The sequence below is a fragment of the Streptomyces sp. NPDC037083 genome (genome assembly GCF_055606485.1).
In genome coordinates this window covers 527,800-545,660 of record NZ_JBVJSQ010000005.1, presented here as the reverse complement: position 1 = coordinate 545,660, position 17,861 = coordinate 527,800, and the positions used below count along the sequence as shown (strand labels likewise).

Annotated in this window: 21 protein-coding genes; 12 read left to right on the top strand and 9 right to left on the bottom strand. The window is 71.2% G+C overall.

The features are described 5' to 3' along the window. Nucleotides 1–119 precede the first annotated feature (119 nt). The 7 genes from ACZ7DE_RS17300 to ACZ7DE_RS17270 all read right to left on the bottom strand — a co-directional run bounded on the left by ACZ7DE_RS17300 (nt 120) and on the right by ACZ7DE_RS17270 (nt 8,160). Complete coding sequence (locus tag ACZ7DE_RS17300; RefSeq protein WP_470761931.1) at nt 120–2,261, bottom strand: pectinesterase family protein; 2,142 nt, start codon at nt 2,259–2,261, stop codon at nt 120–122. A gap of 81 nt (nt 2,262–2,342) precedes the next feature. Further along, nucleotides 2,343–3,797: a HAMP domain-containing sensor histidine kinase gene (locus ACZ7DE_RS17295; RefSeq protein ID WP_470761929.1), complete on the bottom strand. Its 1,455-nt coding sequence runs from the start codon at nt 3,795–3,797 to the stop codon at nt 2,343–2,345. Then, nucleotides 3,794–4,531 (bottom strand): response regulator transcription factor, encoded by a 738-nt coding sequence (locus ACZ7DE_RS17290; protein ID WP_470761927.1) that lies wholly within the window; start codon nt 4,529–4,531, stop codon nt 3,794–3,796. The genes ACZ7DE_RS17295 and ACZ7DE_RS17290 overlap by 4 nt, the downstream gene beginning before the upstream one ends. Nucleotides 4,532–4,647: 116 nt before the next feature. After that, nucleotides 4,648–4,866: a hypothetical protein gene (locus ACZ7DE_RS17285; protein ID WP_470761926.1), complete on the bottom strand. Its 219-nt coding sequence runs from the start codon at nt 4,864–4,866 to the stop codon at nt 4,648–4,650. Nucleotides 4,867–4,902: 36 nt separating this feature from the next. Next, complete coding sequence (locus tag ACZ7DE_RS17280; RefSeq protein ID WP_470761924.1) at nt 4,903–6,081, bottom strand: S1C family serine protease; 1,179 nt, start codon at nt 6,079–6,081, stop codon at nt 4,903–4,905. A 162-nt stretch (nt 6,082–6,243) separates the two neighbouring features. Next, a complete protein-coding gene (locus ACZ7DE_RS17275; protein WP_470761923.1) occupies nt 6,244–7,266 on the bottom strand; it encodes a LacI family DNA-binding transcriptional regulator in 1,023 nt (340 codons plus the stop codon). Between the two features lie 105 nt (nt 7,267–7,371). Next, nucleotides 7,372–8,160 (bottom strand): winged helix-turn-helix transcriptional regulator, encoded by a 789-nt coding sequence (locus tag ACZ7DE_RS17270; protein ID WP_470761921.1) that lies wholly within the window; start codon nt 8,158–8,160, stop codon nt 7,372–7,374. A 204-nt stretch (nt 8,161–8,364) separates the two neighbouring features. On the opposite strand from ACZ7DE_RS17270, the gene ACZ7DE_RS17265 reads away from it, so the two are divergent. The 8 genes from ACZ7DE_RS17265 to ACZ7DE_RS17230 all read left to right on the top strand — a co-directional run bounded on the left by ACZ7DE_RS17265 (nt 8,365) and on the right by ACZ7DE_RS17230 (nt 13,782). Next, nucleotides 8,365–9,204, top strand: a complete 840-nt coding sequence (locus ACZ7DE_RS17265; RefSeq protein ID WP_470761919.1) for an alpha/beta hydrolase — start codon at nt 8,365–8,367, stop codon at nt 9,202–9,204. A 55-nt stretch (nt 9,205–9,259) separates the two neighbouring features. Next, nucleotides 9,260–9,514, top strand: coding sequence for a MoaD/ThiS family protein (locus ACZ7DE_RS17260; RefSeq protein ID WP_470761917.1), 255 nt, complete (start codon nt 9,260–9,262; stop codon nt 9,512–9,514). Nucleotide 9,515: 1 nt separating this feature from the next. After that, nucleotides 9,516–10,895 (top strand): hypothetical protein, encoded by a 1,380-nt coding sequence (locus ACZ7DE_RS17255; protein WP_470761915.1) that lies wholly within the window; start codon nt 9,516–9,518, stop codon nt 10,893–10,895. A 185-nt stretch (nt 10,896–11,080) separates the two neighbouring features. Further along, nucleotides 11,081–11,818, top strand: a complete 738-nt coding sequence (locus tag ACZ7DE_RS17250; protein WP_470761913.1) for an LmeA family phospholipid-binding protein — start codon at nt 11,081–11,083, stop codon at nt 11,816–11,818. Between the two features lie 199 nt (nt 11,819–12,017). Further along, nucleotides 12,018–12,098: an Ms5788A family Cys-rich leader peptide gene (locus ACZ7DE_RS17245; RefSeq protein WP_350751515.1), complete on the top strand. Its 81-nt coding sequence runs from the start codon at nt 12,018–12,020 to the stop codon at nt 12,096–12,098. Between the two features lie 138 nt (nt 12,099–12,236). Further along, nucleotides 12,237–13,076, top strand: coding sequence for a sulfurtransferase (locus tag ACZ7DE_RS17240; RefSeq protein WP_470761911.1), 840 nt, complete (start codon nt 12,237–12,239; stop codon nt 13,074–13,076). 69 nt (nt 13,077–13,145) lie between these two features. Next, nucleotides 13,146–13,433, top strand: a complete 288-nt coding sequence (locus ACZ7DE_RS17235; protein ID WP_020122955.1) for a DUF1416 domain-containing protein — start codon at nt 13,146–13,148, stop codon at nt 13,431–13,433. 79 nt (nt 13,434–13,512) lie between these two features. Next, nucleotides 13,513–13,782 (top strand): DUF3099 domain-containing protein, encoded by a 270-nt coding sequence (locus ACZ7DE_RS17230; RefSeq protein ID WP_470761909.1) that lies wholly within the window; start codon nt 13,513–13,515, stop codon nt 13,780–13,782. A gap of 41 nt (nt 13,783–13,823) precedes the next feature. Here ACZ7DE_RS17230 and ACZ7DE_RS17225 read toward each other — a convergent pair whose 3' ends face one another. Then, a complete protein-coding gene (locus ACZ7DE_RS17225) occupies nt 13,824–14,186 on the bottom strand; it encodes a DsrE family protein (RefSeq protein ID WP_239755590.1) in 363 nt (120 codons plus the stop codon). 332 nt (nt 14,187–14,518) lie between these two features. Here ACZ7DE_RS17225 and ACZ7DE_RS17220 point away from each other — a divergent pair, with 332 nt between their 5' ends. Genes ACZ7DE_RS17220 through ygfZ form a run of 3 tightly spaced genes read left to right on the top strand, consistent with a single transcriptional unit; the run spans nt 14,519 to nt 16,579 of the window. Beyond that, nucleotides 14,519–15,094 (top strand): heme-binding beta-barrel domain-containing protein, encoded by a 576-nt coding sequence (locus ACZ7DE_RS17220; protein ID WP_470761906.1) that lies wholly within the window; start codon nt 14,519–14,521, stop codon nt 15,092–15,094. Nucleotides 15,095–15,111: 17 nt separating this feature from the next. Continuing rightward, on the top strand, nt 15,112–15,603 hold the full coding sequence (locus tag ACZ7DE_RS17215; protein WP_470761903.1) for a Fur family transcriptional regulator: 492 nt from the start codon (nt 15,112–15,114) through the stop codon (nt 15,601–15,603). 10 nt (nt 15,604–15,613) lie between these two features. Further along, complete coding sequence (gene ygfZ, locus ACZ7DE_RS17210; protein ID WP_470761901.1) at nt 15,614–16,579, top strand: CAF17-like 4Fe-4S cluster assembly/insertion protein YgfZ; 966 nt, start codon at nt 15,614–15,616, stop codon at nt 16,577–16,579. Nucleotides 16,580–16,625: 46 nt separating this feature from the next. Here ygfZ and dtd read toward each other — a convergent pair whose 3' ends face one another. Beyond that, a complete protein-coding gene (dtd, locus tag ACZ7DE_RS17205; RefSeq protein ID WP_470761899.1) occupies nt 16,626–17,051 on the bottom strand; it encodes a D-aminoacyl-tRNA deacylase in 426 nt (141 codons plus the stop codon). Nucleotides 17,052–17,208: 157 nt separating this feature from the next. Here dtd and ACZ7DE_RS17200 point away from each other — a divergent pair, with 157 nt between their 5' ends. Next, complete coding sequence (locus ACZ7DE_RS17200) at nt 17,209–17,775, top strand: RsiG family protein (RefSeq protein ID WP_470761897.1); 567 nt, start codon at nt 17,209–17,211, stop codon at nt 17,773–17,775. Nucleotides 17,776–17,861: the final 86 nt, after the last annotated feature.

The following is a 17,861-nucleotide window of genomic DNA, read 5'->3' as shown; positions in this document are numbered from 1 at the left end:
CGTGGTGCGGGGTCGGTGACGCCGCGTCGAACACCTGGGACGCCGTGTCAGACGGCTGGGACTCGCTCCTGTCCGGGCGCCGTCCACGCGGCCGGCGCGCGTAGACGGCGCCCGGCCCGTCAGGAGGCCGTGGGGGTCCAGTCGCCCAGCCAGTCCGCGACCTCCTGGCCGGCGGCCTGGGCGTCGGTCAGGTGGGGGCGGTCGGTGCTCGCGGCGCCGGCGCCCGCGCCCTTGTTCTGGTACTCGGCGAACCGGTCGTCCTTCCACGAGAAGCCGCTCATGTCGGTCCAGGGCGCGGTCTTGATCGCGGCGCTCAGGGTCGTGTTGCGGACGGTGGCCTGCGGGTCGAGGCTCGCGTCGCCGCCCGCGTGCCAGGGGCGGCCGAGGTGGAAGCTGCGGTCGGAGACGTCACCGCTCACCGTGGAGTTGGCGATCAGGATGCCCTTGCGGTTCGCGGCGGTGCTGGGGGCGGTGACATAGCCGGCCGAGGTGCCGTTCCAACGCTTCTTCAGGGTGATGACGGACTTGTCGATCACCGCCGTGGCGCGGCCGAAGATGAAGTCGACGTTGCCGACGACGTAGGAGTTCGTCATGTAGACGCGGCCGAGCCTGTCCTTGGACGCGGTGTCCACCAGCAGGGTGTCCTGGTCGCCGCTGACGATGACGCCGTCGAGGAACACCTTGTCGGCGGCGGTGCGCAGGGCGACCGCCTGACCGGCGATGTCCTGGTGGGCGGCTTCGTCGAAGTCGTTGGAGACGGTCAGGTTGCGGGCCTGGAAGTCGTCCGCCTCGACGGCGACGGTGGCGCTGCCGCCGGTGCCGTAGGTGCCCCCGCCGGGCTTCGGCGTCCCCGAGGCGTTGTTGTAGACGATCGTGGTGTCCTTGCGGCTGCCGCCGGTGCCCTGGATGGTGACGTGCGGCTTGTTGGCCGGCACCTTGACCAGTTCGCGGTACGTGCCCGGCTTGACGGCGATCACGACGCGCGAGGGGTTGTTCACCGGCACGGCGTTCACGGCGGCCTGCACGGACGTGTACTGCCCGCTGCCGTCCTTGGCGACGGTGAGCGTGGTGGCGGCCGCCGCCCTCGTCGTGGCCGTCGTCGTGACCGCCCCCGTGCCGATGGAACTGCGCGGGCCCGCGGCCGACCTGAGCAGCGCCGGCACGTCCGCCGCCTTGTCGAGGGTGTACGCGTAGTACGTCCTGGGATCCCAGACCGCGCCCGCGCCGCCGCTCTCGTTCCTGCCGGCCGTCCCGGAGTACACGTTGCCGCGCTGGACGACGGTGGCGGTCGCGTCCCGGATCACGGGGTTGGTCAGCCCCTGGAAGCAGGAGTTCTCCAGGACCATGTTGGTCCTGCCGCGCGCGTAGTTGCCGTAGGAGGACCTGATGTCCGTCCCCGCCACGTCCTCCAGGAAGTTGTTGTACAGGTGCGCGTGGGCGACGTTGTCCGTGGACGGGTTGCGCTGCTCGGTCTCGCGGATCCAGTTGTGGTGGATCGTGACGTCGGCGGTGACGTTGTCGGTCCAGCCGATGCCGAACGCCTTGTTGTCCTGGCTCAGCCTGTTCCAGGAGACGGTCAGGTAGGTCGTGTCCTTGCGGCTGTCGATGAGCCCGTCGGCCATGTGCCGCAGATCGTTGTGGTCGATCCAGACGTGGTGGGCGCCGTCCATCTGGATGGCGTCGAAGTCGTGCTCCTTGTCGTTCCAGACGCCCTGGTAGGCGTCCCGGATCGTCAGGTTGCGGATGATCACGTTGTGGACGCCCTGGCCGAGGAAGAAGCCGCCGCCGACGATCTGCCCGGAGGTGCCGGATCCGACGATCGTCTTGTCCGACCGGACCTTGATCTCCTTGCCGACCGGATCCATGGTGATCGCGGCCGCGACGACGATGACGTACGGCTCGTCGGCGGTCGCGTACCTCTCGAGGTCGGCGAGGGTCTTCACGGTGACGGTCCTGCCGTCCCGGCCGCCGTAGGTGCCGTTCTGGCCCAGTGCGTCGACCGAGGCGAAGCCGTCGGCGGAGGCGGTGGCCCAGGCGGTCGCGGCGGCGGTCGCGGCCGAGGCGTTCGCCTGCCCGGCCGCGCCGAACAGCCCGAGGTCGGAGCCGTAGGCGAGGGTGCCGGCGGCGGTGAGGGCGAGGGGGAGACCGACGGCCAGTGCCCTCCTGTTCCTGCGGTGACGGGGCCTGGCCGTCGGCCCGGCCGACTCGGCGGACTCGCTCGTCCCGGCCGACCCGGGCGACGTGCGGCGATGCTCGCTCATACGGCGAAACCCTTCCGTGTGGGGGGTGACTGAGGGTGAGTCGCCGCCCGGTACGGGAAGGTTGCCGGTGCCGCGGGAGTTCTACGACGGGAGTGGTGACCCGACGGCGGGATCCTCCGGCGGAGGGGTCGGCGCCCCCGGCAGCCGGACCGTCGCCACCGTGCCGCCGCCGTCCGCGTGGGCCAGGGTAACCTGGCCGCCCGCCTGTTCCACGGTGCGGGCGACGATCGACAGGCCCAGCCCCGAGCCCGGCAGCGCCCTCGCGCTCGGGGAGCGCCAGAAGCGGTCGAAGACGTGGCGGAGTTCCTCGGCGGGGATGCCGGGGCCGTGGTCGCGGACGGTCAGGGTGCCGTTGTCGAGCCGCACCTCGATGGTGCCGCCCTCGGGGCTGAACTTCACCGCGTTGTCCAGGATGTTGACCACCGCCCGCTCCAGCGCGGCCGGTTCGGCCCGGGTGTACCAGGGGTCGAGCGAGGCCGTGATGGTCAGTTCCGGGCCGCGCAGCCGTGCCCGGCGCAGCGCCGACTCCACCGTGTCCTCCAGTGAGACCACCTGTACGCGTTCGCCGCGCTGGCCCTCCGAGCGGGACAGTTCCTGAAGGTCGCCGATCAGCGAGGCGAGTTCGGTCATCTGCGCCTTGACGGAGGCGAGCAGCGCCTTGCGGTCGGCCTCGGGGATCGGACGGCCCGTCTCCTCGCTCCGGGTGAGCAGCTCGATGTTGGTGCGGAGGGAGGTGAGGGGGGTACGCAGCTCGTGCCCGGCGTCCGCGATCAACTGCTGTTGCAGTTCATGGGAGTTGGCGAGGGAGGCGGTCATCGAGTTGAAGGAGCGGGAGAGACGGGCAACCTCGTCCTCGGCGTCGTCCTCGACGGGGATGCGCACGCTCAGGTCCTCGGTGCGCGCCACGTGCTCGACGGCCTCGGTGAGCTTGTCGACGGGACGCAGACCGGCTCGCGCGACGGCGAGACCGGCGGCGCCGGCGCCCACGACTCCGAGGCCGGAGACGAGGAGCAGGATGAGGGCGAGGTCGTTGAGGGTGGACTGGGTGCCCTTGAGGGGGACGGCGATGACCACCGCGGCCTTGGGCAGTTGGGGGGACTTCGGAGTCAGCGGCAGCGTGAGCACACGGACGGATTCGCCGTCGGAGTCCGTTCCGTTGCGGATCATGGCGTCGGTGCCTTCCTTCGCCACGTTCTTGTCCGCCTCGGCGACCTTGACCACCCCCATGGAGAAGTCCATGACGCAGGACGTCCCGTCCTCCAGGACCACCTGCAAATACGTGTTGCGGGGTCCGAACGGGTTGTCCGACGGCGTCTGAGTGCAGTTGCTGACGGCGTCGTTGGCCTGGTCCTGGAGCCGCCCCATCGCGGCCGCCTTCTGGAGGTCTTCGTCGACCTGGTCGTACAGCTTCCCCTGCACGATGAACCAGCAGGTCACCGACACCGCCGCAACCGCGAACGCCACAGCGGCGGCGACCAGCAGCGACAGCCGGGCCCGGATCGGAAGGGTACGGAACCGCCGGGCGACCCTGTTCACTCGGCCCCGCCCTGTCGCAACACGTACCCGACGCCCCGCACGGTGTGCACGAGACGCGGCTCTCCGCCCGCCTCCGTCTTGCGGCGCAGGTACATCACGTACACGTCCAGCGAGTTGGACGACGGCTCGAAGTCGAAGCCCCACACCGCCTTCAGGATCTGCTCACGGGTGAGGACCTGGCGCGGGTGCGCCATGAACATCTCCAGGAGGGTGAACTCCGTGCGGGTCAGCTCGACGGGACGCCCGCCGCGCGTCACCTCCCGCGTCGCGAGGTCCATGCGCAGGTCCCCGAAGGTGAGGGCCTCGTCGTCGGGCACGGCCCCGGCGCCGGCCGCCGACGCGTAGGAACTGCGCCGCAGCAGGGCCCGTACCCGGGCGAACAGCTCGTCGAGTTCGAACGGCTTGACCAGGTAGTCGTCGGCGCCCGCGTCGAGGCCGGTGACCCGGTCGCCGACCGTGTCGCGGGCCGTCAGCATCAGGATGGGCGTGGTGTCCCCGGCCCCGCGGATGCGGCGCGCGGCGGTGAGGCCGTCCATGCGCGGCATCTGGATGTCCAGCACCACCAGGTCGGGGCGGTAGGCGGCGGCCTTCTCCAGCGCGTCCGCGCCGTCCACGGCGACCTCCGTGTCGTATCCCTCGAAGGCGAGGCTGCGCTGGAGGGCTTCGCGCACCGCCGGCTCGTCGTCGACGATCAGGATGCGCTGGGTGTCACGGTCGCCTTCGGCGGGGCTCATGGGCGTGGATTCCTCGGGTGCGGTGGGACGAGGGAGGCTGGACCTGCTGAACGTGCTGAGTGCGTTCAGCCTCGCACGGTTCCCGGTGTGCGCGTAAAGAGCGGGTTGGGGATGAATCAGCCGCGCACGGCCGTGAGCCGGTTCAGCGGAACCTTGCGCTGATGCGGGCGGGCGGCCGTGGTGCGCAGGCCCATCAGCTGCGGCGCCGCCACCTCGGGCGCGCGGGTCGCCGCCGTCGGCGGGTGCAGCTCGTACGCCACGTCGAGGGCCAGGGCGAGGTCGGTCGCGCCGTTGCCGGTGACCGGGTGCGAAAGCTGCTTGATCTGCATGATCATGACGTTCTCCCTGGCTCGGTCTCGGGTGTGGGGGCGTCAGCTGTCGGAGCCGCCGGCCCGCAGCGTGGCGAGGTCGGCCTTGACGGTGTTGATCGGGATGGCGAAGCCGAGGCCGACGCTGCCGGCGTCGGAGGACGAGGAGTCCGCCGCGGCGGAGTACATCGCGGAGTTGATGCCGATGATGTTGCCGCCGGCGTCGATGAGCGCGCCGCCGGAGTTGCCCGGGTTGAGGGAGGCGTCCGTCTGCAGGGCCTTGTAGGTCGTCGTGGACGTGCCCGTGTCGCCGTTGAACTGTTGGCCGCCGAACTGGAAGGGCCAGTTGCCGCCCCCGCCGCCCTGCTGCTGTCCCTGGCTCTCGTCGGTGGAGACGGTCACGTCCCGGTTCAGGGCGGAGACGATGCCGCTGGTGACGGTGCCGGTCAGGCCCTCGGGGGAGCCGATCGCCACGACCGTGTCGCCGACCTTGACGCCGTCGGAGTTGCCGAGGGTCGCAGGCTTCAGGCCGGAGGCGTTCTCCAGCTTGATCAGCGCGAGGTCCTTCTTGCTGTCGGTGCCGACGACCTTGGCGGTGTAGGACTTGCCGTCGCTGGTCTTCACCTTGATCGAGTTCGCGCCGGAGACCACGTGGTTGTTGGTGACGATCTCGCCGTCGCCGGTGATGATCACGCCGGAGCCGGTGGACGTGCCGTTGGCGAGCGTGGCGCTGACCTCGACGACGCTCGGGCTGACGGTCGCCGCGATGGTGGCCACGTCACCCGTCTTGCTGGAGGGCACCACGCTGGTGGTGGTGGACGACGAGACCACCTCGTCCTTGCCGGTCAGCTCCTGGATGCCGTAGGCCGTGCCGCCGCCGATGGCGGCCGCGACGATCGCCACGGCGGCGAGCAGGGCGAGCGGGCCGCGGGTGCGCTTCTTCCCGGCGGGGGGAGCGGGCTCGGCGGCCGCGGGGTCGAGGAGAGCGGTCCCGCCGCCGCCGCCGTGGCCGCCGCCGTGGCCGCCGGCGGCCTGCGTCTGCCACACCGCGGTGGGGTCGACCGGGGCCTGGGCGGTGGGCCGGTACCCCGGCGGGGGCGGCCACTCCGGGTTCACCGGGGAGGCGCTCACGGGAGAGGGGGGCGCCGGGGAGGAGGCGTGCTGCCGGGCGCCCTCGTACGGGGCCTGGTACGGGTTCTCGAAGTTCTCGTACTCGCCGCTGCGGCGGAAGCTCTCGGTCATGGAAGGAAGCTTGACGCCCCACCATGAGAGCTCCCTGAGTGCTCCCTGAGAACGCCGCCAGAACCTCGTTTGCCCGATATGAAGAGCGGTCCCGAAGTCCGGCGGAGCTGTCAGACGCGTCTCATGCACGGCCCCCGAAGGCCCGTGCGGGCCTTCGACCGATTACGCGCAGCCGCAGGACTGCCGTACCACCAGTTGCGAGGGGAACACCTTCAGCCGCTCGCGCCGCGACCCGGCGACCCGCAGACCGTCGTCCAGGACGAGGTCGACCGCCGCCCGGGCCATCGCCGAGCGGTCCGATGCGATCGTCGTCATGGGCGGGTCGGCGAGGGCGGCTTCCTTGATGTCGTCGAAGCCGATGACCGCCAGCTCGCCGGGCACGTCGATGCGCAGCTCGCGCGCCGCGCGCAGCAGGCCGATCGCCTGGTCGTCGGTGGAGCAGAAGACGGCCGGCGGCCGGTCCGGGCCCGCCAGCAGCTCCAGGGAGACGCGGTAGGCGTCGTAGCGGTTGTACGGCGCCTCGAAGAGCCGGCCCTCGGTGCTGAGGCCGGCCTCGTCCATGGCGCGCCGCCAGCCCTCGACGTGGTCGGAGACGGGGTCGCCGACGGACGGCGTCTCCGCGGTGCCGCCGACACACGCGACGTACTCGTGGCCGTGCTCCAGCAGATGGCGGACGGCGAGCTGGGCGCCGCCCAGGTCGTCGGTGACGACGGCGACGTCGTCGATGGCCTCGGGGCGTTCGTGCAGCAGCACCACCCGGGCGTCCCAGGCGTCGATCTCGGCGGCCGCCAGGTCGTTCAGCGCGTGGCTGACGAGGATGAGGCCCGAGACCCGCATCCCGAGGAACGCCCGCAGATAGTGGACCTCGCGCTCGGCGACGTAGTCGGTGTTGCCGACCAGCACCATCTTCCCGCGCTCGGAGGCGGCCTGCTCGACCGCGTGCGCCATCTCCCCGAAGAAGGGCTGACGGGCGTCCGGGATGATCAGGCCTATGAGGTCCGTGCGCCGGGACGCCATCGCCTGGGCGACCCGGTCGGGCCGGTACCCCAGCTCCTTGATGGCGGCGAGGACACGCTCGCGCGTGGCCGGGGCGACCGGCCGGGGTCCGTTGTTGATGACATAGCTGACGACGGCGGTCGAGGTACCCGCCAGTCGCGCCACGTCATCCCGAGTCACCTTGGCCACGCGCGGAGTCTACGCGGATGGACCGGCTCCGGGCAGGGCGGACCGAAGCTTGGATGTGCGCAAGCAACGCCCTGTCCGAGCAGGTACGGGGCCTACCGGCGGGTACTACGCCTCCGCCGAGACCTCTTCGGCGTCCAGGGCGGTCGCGTTGTCCGCATCCTCCGGCTTTGCCCGCTCCGGCCGGTCCGACTTGGCCTTCGCCTCGTCGGCGACGCGCTCCCCCTTCTCCGGCGTAACGAATCGATAACCGACGTTGCGGACGGTTCCGATCAGCGACTCGTGCTCGGGGCCGAGCTTGGCGCGCAGGCGTCGTACGTGGACGTCGACCGTGCGGGTGCCGCCGAAGTAGTCGTAGCCCCAGACCTCCTGGAGCAGCTGTGCGCGAGTGAACACCCGGCCCGGGTGCTGGGCCAGGTACTTCAGGAGCTCGAACTCCTTGAAGGTGAGGTCCAGGACCCGCCCCTTGAGCTTCGCGCTGTAGGTCGCCTCGTCGACCGACAGGTCGCCGTTGCGGATCTCCATCGGGGAGTCGTCGGCGACGATCTGCTGGCGGCCCATGGCCAGCCGCAGGCGTGCCTCGACCTCGGCCGGGCCGGCGGTGTCCAGCAGCACGTCGTCGATGCCCCAGTCGGCGGTGACGGCCGCGAGGCCGCCCTCGGTCACGACGAGGATGAGCGGGCAGCCGGGGCCGGTGGAGCGCAGCAGCTGGCACAGGCTGCGTACCTGGGGCAGGTCGCGGCGGCCGTCGATCAGGATGACGTCGGCACCGGGGGTGTCGACGAGAGCGGGGCCTTCCGCCGGAGCCACGCGCACGTTGTGCAGCAGCAGGCCGAGGGCCGGCAGCACTTCCGTCGACGGCTGGAGGGCGTTGGTCAGGAGCAGCAGAGAACTCATACGTCTGGTTCCTCCTCGGTCCCTGCGAGGACGTTTTGCGGCACTGCGGCTTTTTGCGGCACTGCTCTGCGTTCCCGGGGGCCGTACACCCGCGGCCACCTGGTGTTTTCCACCCGGTCGCCACTTCGTATACAACGCTTCCGAAAGCACAAAAGGACCCGGGGGCTACGCTGCCCGAGTCCTCTGTCCAGCAGAATAGCCCACATGAGCAGCGGACCGGCAGGTCATGTGGCACGTTCCACCGTTCGTCCGAATTCCGAGACGGGCAGGCCTGCATCATTGCGGACGTTTCTGACCACCGCCGACGGGATTTCCATTGATTCCGTATACGAACCGGGTGAGGTCGTATACGACGCCGCCATGCCATCCGCCCGACACCTGGTGTTCGTCGTCGCGCACGGGTTCACCGGAGACGTGGACCGCCCGCACGTGCGACGGGTGGCGTCCGCGCTCGCCCGGTACGGGGCCGTCGTCACCTTCTCCTTCCGGGGGCACGGCCGCTCCGGAGGGCACTCCACCGTCGGCGACCGCGAGGTGCTGGATCTGGCCGCCGCCGTCGGGTGGGCGCGCTCGCTCGGGCACGCGCGCGTGGTGACCGTCGGCTTCTCCATGGGCGGCTCGGTGGTCCTGCGGCACGCGGCCCTCCACGAGGAGACCGTGGACGCCGTCGTCTCCGTGAGCGCGCCCGCCCGCTGGTACTACCGCGGCACGGCCCCCATGCGCCGGCTGCACTGGCTGGTCACCCGCCCCGCGGGACGGCTGGTCGGCCGCTACGGTCTCCGCACCCGTATCCACCACCGGGACTGGGACCCCGTTCCGCTCTCCCCGGTCGAGTCGGTCCCGAGGATCGCCCCCATCCCGCTGCTGATCGTGCACGGCGACCAGGACGGCTACTTCCCCCTCGACCATCCCCGCATGCTGGCCGAGGCCTCCGCCGGCCACGCCGAACTCTGGCTGGAGCACGGCATGGGCCACGCCGAGCACGCGGCCGGCGACGGCCTGCTGGCCCGCATCGGGGACTGGGCGGTCGCGCGGGCGGGCTAGCCTGGGCGCTGTTGACCACCGAGATTCGACGTGACGAACTGACATGAGGGACGGGATGGCAAAGGTCACGGTGCGCTACTGGGCGGCCGCCAAGGCCGCGGCCGGAGTCGCCGACGAGCCGCACGACGCGGCCACGCTCGCCGAGGCGCTCGACGCCGCGCGGGAGCGACACCCGGGCGAACTCGTGCGTGTCCTGCAGCGATGCTCGTTCCTCGTCGACGGTGACCCCGTGGGCACCCGCGCACATGAGACGGTACGGCTGGCCGACGGCGGCACGGTCGAGGTGCTCCCGCCGTTCGCAGGAGGGTGAGATGACCGACCAGCCGTACGACGCCTCTTATCAGGGGGACCGCCCCTATCAGGGCCACGAGGGCTACGACCCCCGTGCCCAGCGACAGCCCCAGCAGGCTCAGCAGCACCAGCAGGCCCAGCAGCAGGGGTGGCCGGGGGAGCAGCAGGGGTACGACGACGCGCAGGCCCAGCCGCAGTACACCCAGCAGTGGCAGGGCCAGACCTGGGAGACCAGCGTGCAGCAGCCGGTCACCGCGGCCGACCCGGCCCAGACGGCCTACCTGCCGCCCCAGACGGGCGAGGCCCCGGCCTACGGCAACCCGCAGTCCGGGTACGGCGGTTCCCCGGGGTACGGCGACTCCTCCGCCTCCGGCGGCGGTTCCGCGCCCGCCGGCGCTCCCGGATACGGCGACTCCTCCGCCTACGGCCGGGCCCCCGCGTACGGCAGCCCCGCGGCGGCCGCGCCGCTGCCGCCCGAGCACCACTCCCCGGCGGGGAACTGGCATTCCCCGGCTCCGCAGCAGGCGGCCTCCGCGCCCCCGGCACCGGCGCCCGCGCCGACCGCCGCCCCCGGCACGGCCCCCGGCCACGGCAGCACCGCCGGTCCCACCTACGGCCCCGCCACCCTCGCCGGCAACGCCCGCGTCACGGATGCACAGCGGGCCCGTCTGGAGGGGCGCTCGCCGATCATCGAGCCGGGCATGCAGCCGGCCGCGCTCACCGCGCTCCTCGGTCTGCTCCTCTCCGGCGCGGCGGCGATCGGGACGTACGCCCTCGTCGTCCCGCTCGTCGCGCTCCAGGCCGTCACGGCGGCGGGCTGGTTCCGGCTGAACGGCATGTGGCCCGCCCGGCAGGGCATCGCGCTCGCCTTCCTGGGCGCCCTGGTGTCGGACGCGGCGCTCCTCGCCGCGGGCCGGGAGAACGCGCCCGCCGCCATCCTGGGCACCCTCGGCGTCTGGGTGCTGCTCTGTCTGGTCCTCCAGCTCCGTTCGCACGCCGAGCCCGACGAGCGCATGTACGGCCTGATGGCGACCGTCGCCTCCTCCGCCCTGGCCGTCCTCGCCACCGGGCACCTCGGTGCGGAGCCGGACGCGGTGACCGTCGGCGCGGCCGCCGTGGCGGTGGCCGTCCTGGCCCGTGCGCTGCCGCTGCCCACCCCGGCCTCGGTCGTGGTGGCCCTGCTCGCCGCGGCGGGCGCGGGCATCGCGGTCGGCCAGATGACCGGCCTGGGCGCGCGGGGCGCGTTGCTCGGCGCGGGCGCGGCCGTCTGCGCGCTCATCGGCCACCGGGTGGCGAGCTACGACTACCCGTCCCGCTTCGTGCACTTCACGGCGGGCGTCGCCCTGCCGCTGGCGGCCGCGGCGCCTGCGGTCTACGTGCTGGGACGGGCGCTGGCGTAGGGCGGCCGACCGACGGTCGGCGGGCGGTCGGCCTGCGGTCGGGCGGGCAGTCGGGAGCGGTAGGGGTCTGTCACAGGTGATCGACAATCCGGTGGCGGCCCTTCCGTGCGGGGTTACCTTGAACCGTTGTCAGGAGAACCGTTCACCGTGAACCGTTCAGGCCATCCGGGTGGGGGAACTACCGCATGCGTGCGCTTCGAATACTGCTGGTCGTCGTCGTGGTCCTGGGCGGCCTGTTCGTGCTCGCGGACCGCCTCGCCGTGAACTTCGCGGAGGACGAGGCGGCCGACAAGCTGAAGGCCAACGAGGGCCTGGCCACCACCCCGGACGTGTCCATCAAGGGCTTCCCGTTCCTCACCCAGGTCGTCGGCGGCTCCCTGGACGACGTCGAGGTCGGCATCGAGAACTACGAGGCGGCGACCGGCACGGACGGGCGGACCATCCGCATCGACGACCTCGAGGCGGACATGAAGGGCGTCGAGTTCTCCGGCGACTACAGCTCCGCCACCGCCTCCACGGCCACCGGCACCGCGTCCATCACCTACGCCGAGCTGCTGAAGACGGCGAAGTCCGAGCCCACGCAGGTGATGCAGGGCGTCACCGCCAACGTGGTCGGTCTCTCCGACGGCGGCAACGGCAAGATCAAGGTCGCCGTCGAGGCCACCGTCCTCGGCACCAGGCTGCCGCAGCCGGTCTACGTGCTCAGCACGGTCACCGTCGAGGGCGACACCGTCCGGGTGCACGCCGACTCGCTGCCCAGCTTCGGCGGGGTGCGGGCCGCCGAGAACGAGGTGCGCTCGATCACCGACTTCGAGCAGAAGATCGACGACCTGCCCGGCGGCATCAAGCTCGACAAGGTCGTCGCCGCGAAGAGCGGGGTGGAGATCTCGGTGAAGGGTTCGAACGTCAGGCTGGCCGGGTAGGGCTGACCTCTGATGGACGTCAGACGTCCGACAGGTGAGACGCCGATGTCCGTCCGGCAGATGTGACTGCGGACGCAAGCGCCCGGAACCCGTGTCACCACGGCCCGGGCGTTCTTCTTTTCCCACTATGCGGACGATCGCGTCTCACTATACGGAGCGCTGATGACATGTCCGCCTGTCCGTCCCTACGATCGAGGGCATGAAGCGACAGGCGGATCTCACGAAGCGGCGGGCAGTAGACCTGTGCCGCGTCGCCGCCATGCTCTGTCGCCCCTTCTGAGCGGAAGCACAGCCGGCCTTCCGCGCCTCCCGGCGCCCTCCCTCGAGGGCATCCGTGCGCCGGCCGCCGGCGAGACCCGGCCGCGCACCCCGCATTTCTTGCACACCCCCGCCGCAACTGCCCCGGAGGAGAACGAGCATGAGCCGCAGTGACGTCCTGGTCGATGCCGACTGGGTCGAGGCCAACCTCGACAACGCCGACATCGCCATCGTCGAGGTCGACGAGGACACGTCCGCGTACGAGAAGAACCACATCAGGAACGCGATCCGGATCGACTGGACCAAGGACCTCCAGGACCCGGTCCGCCGTGACTTCGTCGACCAGGAGGGCTTCGAGAAGCTCCTGTCGGCCAAGGGCATCGCCAACGACACGCTGGTGATCCTCTACGGCGGCAACAACAACTGGTTCGCGTCCTACGCCTACTGGTACTTCAAGCTGTACGGCCACGAGAACGTCAAGCTTCTCGACGGCGGCCGCAAGAAGTGGGAGCTGGACGCCCGCGAGCTGGTCGAGGAGGTGCCCGAGCGCCCGGAGACCTCCTACCAGGCCAAGCCCCAGAACAAGTCCATCCGCGCCTTCCGCGACGACGTGGTGGCGGCCATCGGTTCGCAGAACCTGGTCGACGTCCGTTCGCCCGACGAGTTCAGCGGCAAGCTGCTCGCTCCCGCGCACCTGCCGCAGGAGCAGTCGCAGCGCCCGGGCCACGTCCCGTCCGCCCGCAACATCCCGTGGTCGAAGAACGCCAACGACGACGGCACCTTCAAGTCGGACGAGGAGCTCAAGGAGCTCTACGCCGAGGAGCAGGTCGACCTGGCCAAGGACACCATCGCGTACTGCCGCATCGGCGAGCGCTCGGCCCTGACCTGGTTCGTGCTGCACGAGCTGCTGGGCGTGGAGAACGTCAAGAACTACGACGGCTCCTGGACCGAGTACGGCTCGCTCGTCGGCGTCCCGATCGAGCTCGGCGCCAACAAGTAACTCGCCCCCAGCAAACGGACAAGAAGCGGACCCGACCGGCCTTCCGGTCAGACATCTCTGGAGAAGCACATGTGTGGAGCGAAGGCCGGCGGCCCGGACGCCTCGACGATCAAGCCCGGTGAGACCACGATCCAGGGTCAGGTGACCCGGGACGGCGAGCCGGTGGTCGGTTACGTCCGCCTGCTGGACTCGACCGGCGAGTTCACCGCGGAGGTCCCCACCTCCGCCACCGGACAGTTCCGCTTCTACGCGGCCGAGGGCACCTGGACCGTGCGCGCCCTCGTTCCCGGCGCCACCGCCGACCGTACGGTCGTCGCCCAGCAGGGCGGCCTCGCGGAGGTCGCGATCGCGGTCTGAGCACGACGCAGGGGCCGTATCCCACGGGTTGGACGCCAGGGATACGGCCCTTCGCCGTGCCCCGGCCTACCCTGGACGTATGTTGGCCCGCCGACGGCACGCCTATTTCGCGATGATGGGCACCTGCATCGCGCTGTTCGTCCTGGCCTGGGCCGTCGTACGGATCTGGTCGGTTCCGGTGGCCGTCGGGATGTGCCTGGTGGCCATGGTCATCCCGCCGCTCGCCGCGATGGTCGCCAACCGGCGGGGCCCCGAGGACCGCTGGTGGGACGACCCCTCGGGCGACCCCAAGTCCGACGAGTGGTGGGACGAACTGGACGGCAAACGCCGCCCCGGGGACCGGCCCTAGGACCTGGCCGGACCGGCCCTGCTTGATCGGCCGGACCGGCCCTAGTAGACGAGCGCCTGCGTGTCGTCCGCCAGCGCCTCCTGCACGAACACCTGGGCGCCGGCGATCCGCACCCCCTCGATGACGTCCTTCTCCGTGATGTCCCGACGGGCCGCGCACTGCGTGCACAGGGTGAGACGGCCGCCGGCCAGGACCGAGTCGATCAGGTCGGGCAGCGGGGCCGCGTGCGGGAGTTCGAACTCGGCGGCCCGGCCCGGCAGCGCGAACCAGGCCGACTCCCCGGTCAGCCACAGGGAGACCTCGACCCCGCTGGCCACGGCCACCGCCGCGACCGTGAACGCCTGAGAGCACCGCTCGGGGGCATCGGCCCCGGCGGTCACCTTGATCACGAGCTTCTTCGCCATGTCCGCATCGTAAGCACGTCCAGGCGCCGCGGCGGCCGTTCCCCTCCGGCGGACCGCGGCCCCGCGCAGAGCCGACCGCCGGGCCGACGCCCGTGAGGGCGTACCTCACAAGGAGGGCGGGGCCCCGGCCGCGTAAGCTGGGGCCCGGCCCTGTCGTACGTGTCCCGAGTCGTACGTACCCGAAGCACGCTCATCCGAGGAGCACCCGTGGAGATCTTCTTCGAAGCACTGCTGGTCCTGGTCTGCGTCGGCGTTCTCGCCTTCGCCGGTCTGACCGTGAAGAAGCTGTACCAGGGCCAGCGCTGACCTACCACGTCCAGGAACTGCCACTCATGATCGAGATTCCGTCCGACCTCCACAAGGACCTCGTCCCCCTCGCCTTCCTGCTCGGCAGCTGGGCGGGCGCGGGCGTGCACGACTTCCCGGGTTCGCAGAAGTGCAACTTCGGGCAGGAGGTCACCTTCGGCCACGACGGCCGGGACTTCCTGGAGTACCACTCCCGCACCTGGGTCCTGGACGGCGACGGCAACAAGGTCCGGCCCCTGGAGTCGGAGTCCGGCTTCTGGCGCATCGACGCCGACCGCAAGGTCGAGGTGACGATGGTCCGCGACGACGGCGTCGTCGAGATCTGGTACGGCGAGCTGGCCGACAAGAAGCCGCAGATCGACCTGGTCACGGACGCGGTGGCCCGCACGGCCGCCTCCGGCCCCTACACCGGCGGCAAGCGTCTGTACGGCTACGTCAAGAGCGATCTGATGTGGGTCGGCGAGAAGCAGACCCCCGAGGTCGAGCTGCGCCCCTACATGTCCGCGCACCTGAAGAAGGTCGTCACCCCGGAGGACGTCGAACGCTGGGCGAAGGCCCTCCCCGACGACATGCCGGACGACGGGATCGCCTTCTTCAAGTAGTCCCTAGACTCGTGGGTGTGGTGAGCACTGAAAGCACTGACTGGAAGAGCGACCTGCGGCAGCGCGGCTACCGGCTGACGCCGCAGCGCCAGCTTGTCCTCGAAGCCGTGGACACCCTGGAGCACGCGACCCCCGACGACATCCTCGTGGAAGTGAGGAAGACGGCGTCGGGGGTCAACATTTCGACGGTCTACCGCACGCTGGAGCTCCTGGAGGAGCTCGGGCTGGTCAGTCACGCGCATCTGGGGCACGGGGCGCCCACCTACCATCTGGCCGACCGCCACCATCACATCCACCTGGTCTGCCGGGACTGCGACAACGTCATCGAGGCGGACGTGAAGGTGGCCGCCGAGTTCACGGCCAAGCTGCGTGAGACCTTCGGCTTCGAGACGGACATGAAGCACTTCGCGATCTTCGGCCGCTGCCGGGACTGCGCGCTCAAGGGTTCCTCCGCCAAGGGTTCCAAGGCCAGGGGCTCGGCTGCCAAGGGTTCGATTACCGAGTCGTAGGCTTGGCTTCATGAAGAGCCCCCTGCTGTCCCTGCCCGGCGCCGTCCCAGCCGAGGGCGTGGACGAAGGCGTCGCCGGCCACTACGGCGACCTGTTCCGTGAGCAGCGCGCCCTGGCCGGCGGCAGCGGCTTCGTCGACCTCTCGCACCGCGGAGTCGTCACCGTCTCCGGCGAGGACCGGCTGAGCTGGCTGCACCTCCTGCTCACCCAGCACGTGAGCGACCTCCCGGTCGGCCAGGCCACCGAGGCGCTGATCCTCTCCGCGCACGGCCACATCGAGCACGCGCTGTACCTGGTGGACGACGGCGTGACGGTCTGGGCGCACGTCGAACCCGGCACCCAGGACGCGCTGATCGCGTACCTGGAGTCGATGAAGTTCTTCTATCGCGTCGAGGTCGCCGACCGGACGGCGGACACCGCGGTCGTCCATCTCCCGGCCGGGTCGATCGCGCCCGTCCCGCCCGGTGTCGTCGTCCGCGAGACCGCGTACGGCCGCGACCTCTTCCTCCCCCGCGCCGACCTGGAGTCGTACGCCGGACAGGCCGGTCCGCCGGCCGGGATCCTGGCCCACGAGGCGCTGCGCGTGGAGGCGCACCGCCCTCGACTCGGCTTCGAGACCGACCACCGAACGATCCCGCACGAACTCGGCTGGATCGGCGCCGCCGTGCACCTCCAGAAGGGCTGCTACCGCGGCCAGGAGACGGTCGCCCGGGTCCAGAACCTCGGCAAGCCGCCCCGCCGACTCGTCTTCCTGCACCTCGACGGCAGCGAGGTCCACCTCCCGCCCGCCGGCACCGAACTGCGCGTGGCCGACGAGGCTCCGGACGGCCGCAAGATCGGCTTCATCACCACGTCCGCCCGCCACCACGAACTGGGCCCGGTCGCCCTGGCCCTGGTGAAGCGCAACGTGCCGGTGAACGCCCCCCTGGTGGCCGACACGACGGCAGCGGCCCAGGAGACCGTGGTCGAGCCCTGAGACCGGGTTTCAGGGCGGTCCGGGGCCGCACTCTTCGGGGGCGGCCCTAGATCTCGAGCAGGACGGTGAACGGGCCGTCGTTGGTCAGGGCGACGCGCATCTGCGCGCCGAACCGGCCCGTCGCCACCGTCGCGCCCAGCGCACGAAGCTGGGCGACGACCTCGTCGACGAGGGGTTCGGCGACCGCGCCCGGGGCCGCCGCGTTCCAGGTGGGACGGCGGCCCTTGCGGGCGTCCCCGTACAGCGTGAACTGGCTGATCACCAGGAGCGGGGCGTCGATGTCGCTGCACGACTTCTCGTCCTGCAGCATGCGGACCGACCAGAGCTTTCGGGCGAGCTGGGCCGCCTTCTCCTCGGTGTCCTCGTGGGTGACTCCGACCAGGACGCACAGGCCCTCGCCGCTGATCTCCCCGACCGTCTCGCCGTCCACGACGACGCTCGCGCCGTCCACCCTCTGCACCACCGCTCGCATGCGGACCATGATGCCGGGTGCCCGGCGCGGACCCGTGAGTGGCCCATTTTCGATCCTTAAGCCCCTGTCTGGGGCCGTTCGGGGGGACTCGGTAACAAAGCGGCCACTTGGGGTGGCACGATGCTTCCACACGCCGGTCGAGGGGACGGTAGAGGACATGAGCACACCGAGTACCGGGCGGCCCGCGACACACCGGCCGCCGACACAGCGCAGCGACAGCCATGTGCTGCCCGCCGCACCTGCGGAGCACGACCTGGCCGGGCTGAGCCTGCCCGAGCTGCGCACCCTGCGCCGGGACGCCCAGCGCGACGAGGCCGACCTCAGCTACGTGCGGCGGCTGCTCCAGGGCCGGATCGACATCCTGCGCGCGGAGCTGGCCCGGCGCTCCCCGACGGGCGCGGCCTCCGTGGTCGAGCGGCTGTCGGAGATCCTCACCGACGCCCCCGCCCGTCACCGCTCCTCGGCCCGCCACGTCACCCTGGGCACTCCGCACAGTGAGGAGTACCGGCGACTGGCCGCCGACATGCTCGCCGACGTCGAACTCTCCGACCTGGACGCCCGCACGGACCCCGAGCTGCACGAGGGGATGGCCCGTCTGGTCCGCTACGAGCAGCAGGTCTCCAGCCGCCGCCAGCGTCTGCAGCGGACGGCCGACGAGTCCGGCGCGGAGATCACGCGGCGCTACCGGGAGGGAGAGGCGCAGGTCGAGGACCTGCTGGTCTGAGGCCGGCGAGGTCCTGCCTGCGCCCGCGGCGGACCCGCAGTCGAAGCCCGGTGCAGTGCGCGGTCGACCTGCCTGGACGCGGCGGA

Coding starts and splice junctions, on each gene's coding strand:
- ACZ7DE_RS17265 (WP_470761919.1), top strand. CDS start 8,365: ATGAGCAGCGGACCGGCAGGTCATGTGGCACGTTCCACCGTTCGTCCG.
- ACZ7DE_RS17290 (WP_470761927.1), bottom strand. CDS start 4,531: ATGAGCCCCGCCGAAGGCGACCGTGACACCCAGCGCATCCTGATCGTC.
- ACZ7DE_RS17285 (WP_470761926.1), bottom strand. CDS start 4,866: ATGATCATGCAGATCAAGCAGCTTTCGCACCCGGTCACCGGCAACGGC.
- ACZ7DE_RS17250 (WP_470761913.1), top strand. CDS start 11,081: ATGCGTGCGCTTCGAATACTGCTGGTCGTCGTCGTGGTCCTGGGCGGC.
- ygfZ (WP_470761901.1), top strand. CDS start 15,614: ATGAAGAGCCCCCTGCTGTCCCTGCCCGGCGCCGTCCCAGCCGAGGGC.
- ACZ7DE_RS17230 (WP_470761909.1), top strand. CDS start 13,513: ATGTTGGCCCGCCGACGGCACGCCTATTTCGCGATGATGGGCACCTGC.
- dtd (WP_470761899.1), bottom strand. CDS start 17,051: ATGCGAGCGGTGGTGCAGAGGGTGGACGGCGCGAGCGTCGTCGTGGAC.
- ACZ7DE_RS17260 (WP_470761917.1), top strand. CDS start 9,260: ATGGCAAAGGTCACGGTGCGCTACTGGGCGGCCGCCAAGGCCGCGGCC.
- ACZ7DE_RS17240 (WP_470761911.1), top strand. CDS start 12,237: ATGAGCCGCAGTGACGTCCTGGTCGATGCCGACTGGGTCGAGGCCAAC.
- ACZ7DE_RS17220 (WP_470761906.1), top strand. CDS start 14,519: ATGATCGAGATTCCGTCCGACCTCCACAAGGACCTCGTCCCCCTCGCC.
- ACZ7DE_RS17280 (WP_470761924.1), bottom strand. CDS start 6,081: ATGACCGAGAGCTTCCGCCGCAGCGGCGAGTACGAGAACTTCGAGAAC.
- ACZ7DE_RS17200 (WP_470761897.1), top strand. CDS start 17,209: ATGAGCACACCGAGTACCGGGCGGCCCGCGACACACCGGCCGCCGACA.
- ACZ7DE_RS17235 (WP_020122955.1), top strand. CDS start 13,146: ATGTGTGGAGCGAAGGCCGGCGGCCCGGACGCCTCGACGATCAAGCCC.
- ACZ7DE_RS17245 (WP_350751515.1), top strand. CDS start 12,018: ATGAAGCGACAGGCGGATCTCACGAAGCGGCGGGCAGTAGACCTGTGC.
- ACZ7DE_RS17270 (WP_470761921.1), bottom strand. CDS start 8,160: ATGAGTTCTCTGCTGCTCCTGACCAACGCCCTCCAGCCGTCGACGGAA.
- ACZ7DE_RS17225 (WP_239755590.1), bottom strand. CDS start 14,186: ATGGCGAAGAAGCTCGTGATCAAGGTGACCGCCGGGGCCGATGCCCCC.
- ACZ7DE_RS17255 (WP_470761915.1), top strand. CDS start 9,516: ATGACCGACCAGCCGTACGACGCCTCTTATCAGGGGGACCGCCCCTAT.
- ACZ7DE_RS17300 (WP_470761931.1), bottom strand. CDS start 2,261: ATGAGCGAGCATCGCCGCACGTCGCCCGGGTCGGCCGGGACGAGCGAG.